Raw genomic sequence first — 2,009 nt, 5'->3', positions numbered from 1 at the left:
ATGCTGGCTTTAACAGTTTTTAAACAGACCAAAGGAACTGGCTTTGCTTCTAACAAAGCGCTTAAGACCACTCCCTTCGGTCGCTCGGACGCATTTACGCGGGGCGGCTTCGCCATTATGCCCCACGTAACTGCGCCGCTTAGCTTAAAGTTATGTACTCAGGGAAGAAATTTAGATGTCAAAGAAATTATTACTACTTTTAGCCGTTCTAGTTGGTGTCTTTATTTATTCCAAGAACGATCAAAACGTGGAAGTATTGCCGCAACCTGCCTTACCTACGCAAGAAACTCTAATTCAAGCAGACCGTTTTTCATTTCGTTGCGATGGTAGACAACATTGCAGTCAAATGACATCTTATGAAGAAGCAAAATTTTTCTTAGAAAACTGCCCAAATACAAAAATGGATGGCGATAATGACGGAATACCATGTGAAAGGCAGTTTTAGCAACGTACATAACAACCCAATCAACACACTCACTGCGTTCGCTGGGACGCATACACGCGGGGCGGCTTCGCCATTATGCCCCACATGTCTGCGCCCGTTATTGGAAAGTTATGTGCTTCTAAGGATTGGAAATGAATAATTCAGAAAAATTTAAATCTTACCTTCTTAGCTATCAAAACAAAGATATTGAAGCGGTTTCGAATCTTTTTGCTCCCAATATTCATCTAAGAGATTGGAAAATTTCTGTTCATGGTAAAAGTGTCGCCATATCGGAAACTCAGAAGAATTTTGACAACGCTTCAAGTTTGGAAATCGAAATCTTAAATATTATGGAAAACGATAATTCGGTCTCCGGAGAGCTCAAGATTGTTGTTAATGAAACAGAAGTACTTTTTGTCGTTGACGTTGTAACATTCAATAGCGACGGTTTGATTTCATCTATTAGGGCTTATCTTGGCAGGGAAAACTAGGATGTATCTGCACGCACCTAACAAGCCAATAAACGCACTCACTTCGTTCGCTGGGACGCATACACGCGCGGCGGCTTCGCCATTATGCCCCACATGTATGCGCCCGTTATTGGAAAGTTAGAAGTGCCAGAAGGATCTGCAAATGTCTTATTACAACTCAACTATTTTAAAGACCGCTGCAAAAGTTTCTTTTCTACATATTTCGTGGCTTGTTGCCTTAATTGGAATCCCGATTGTATTTTTTAGAGATAGCCTAGATTTAGTAGAGAAAGCACTATTGTTTAGTGGGTTATTGTTCTTTTTTTGGTTTGTATATTTACTTTTTTGCATTACATTTCATAGGCTAAGCATGCGAAATGAGCATAACAAGTTTGGCTATCTGGCAAAGGATGACCTCGAAAAAGGTAAAGAAGTTGGTACACATTTGGAGGGTTGGTAGCATGGCACTTCTAACAAAACGCTTAAGTACACTCCCTCCGGTCGCTGGGACGCATTTACGCGGGGCGGCTTCGCCATTATGCCCCACGTAAATGCGCCGCTTAGCTTAATGTTAGAAGGCGTCAGCCTAAACTGCGTTTTGCTTAATACAAATAACAGTTCAACCGCCCTCACCTGCTGTTTCAAAAATCGCTCTGGCTTTTGGTGGTTTTAACTTCGCTGCATTAACTTCAAAGGTCGCGCAATAGGCGCTTTATCGTCAAGTTCTTATTCGAGGCCAGCAAGCGCCATTGCACTTGGTAATTCATAGGGCGGCTTGCTTCAGTCAAATCACCTACATCACTGCACTTGGCATTTTGCTTGTTTGCTTTAACAATCAATCGTATGCTGGCTTTATTAGTTTTTAAAACGTCCAAAGGTAAAGGCTCTGCTTCTAACAAAGCGCTTAAGCCACTCCCTTCGGTCGCTGGGACGCCTATTCGCGGGGCGGCTTCGCCATTATGCCCCACGCATCTGCGCCCCTTAGCTTAAAGTTAGAAGGCGTCAGCCTAAACTGCGTTTGGCTTTATAAAAATTCCAGTTCAACTACCCTCACCTGTTGTTTCAATCATCGCCAAAGCATTGGTAGTTTTAATGTCACCGCGCTTACTTAAAAG

The 2,009-nt window shown here is 42.6% G+C and carries 4 protein-coding genes; 3 read left to right on the top strand and 1 reads right to left on the bottom strand.

Annotated features, from left to right (window positions below):
• Nucleotides 1-175 precede the first annotated feature (175 nt).
• The 3 genes from GTH32_RS19830 to GTH32_RS19165 all read left to right on the top strand — a co-directional run bounded on the left by GTH32_RS19830 (nucleotide 176) and on the right by GTH32_RS19165 (nucleotide 1,354).
• Nucleotides 176-445, top strand: coding sequence for an excalibur calcium-binding domain-containing protein (locus tag GTH32_RS19830; RefSeq protein WP_163088796.1), 270 nt, complete (start codon nucleotides 176-178; stop codon nucleotides 443-445).
• Nucleotides 446-576: 131 nt separating this feature from the next.
• Nucleotides 577-915: a nuclear transport factor 2-like protein gene (locus GTH32_RS19170; RefSeq protein ID WP_163088794.1), complete on the top strand. Its 339-nt coding sequence runs from the start codon at nucleotides 577-579 to the stop codon at nucleotides 913-915.
• A gap of 142 nt (nucleotides 916-1,057) precedes the next feature.
• Nucleotides 1,058-1,354 carry a hypothetical protein gene (locus tag GTH32_RS19165; protein ID WP_163088792.1) on the top strand — a complete coding sequence of 99 codons (297 nt, stop codon included), beginning with the start codon at nucleotides 1,058-1,060 and terminating at the stop codon, nucleotides 1,352-1,354.
• Between the two features lie 229 nt (nucleotides 1,355-1,583).
• On the opposite strand, the gene GTH32_RS19160 is transcribed toward GTH32_RS19165, so the two are convergent.
• Nucleotides 1,584-1,862: a hypothetical protein gene (locus GTH32_RS19160; protein ID WP_163088790.1), complete on the bottom strand. Its 279-nt coding sequence runs from the start codon at nucleotides 1,860-1,862 to the stop codon at nucleotides 1,584-1,586.
• Nucleotides 1,863-2,009: the final 147 nt, after the last annotated feature.

The organism is Alteromonas profundi (genome assembly GCF_010500865.1).
Classification (GTDB): Bacteria; Pseudomonadota; Gammaproteobacteria; order Enterobacterales; family Alteromonadaceae; genus Alteromonas; species Alteromonas profundi.
Note: the sequence above shows the minus strand (reverse complement) of the source record. Positions and strands in the feature narration are given on the sequence as shown.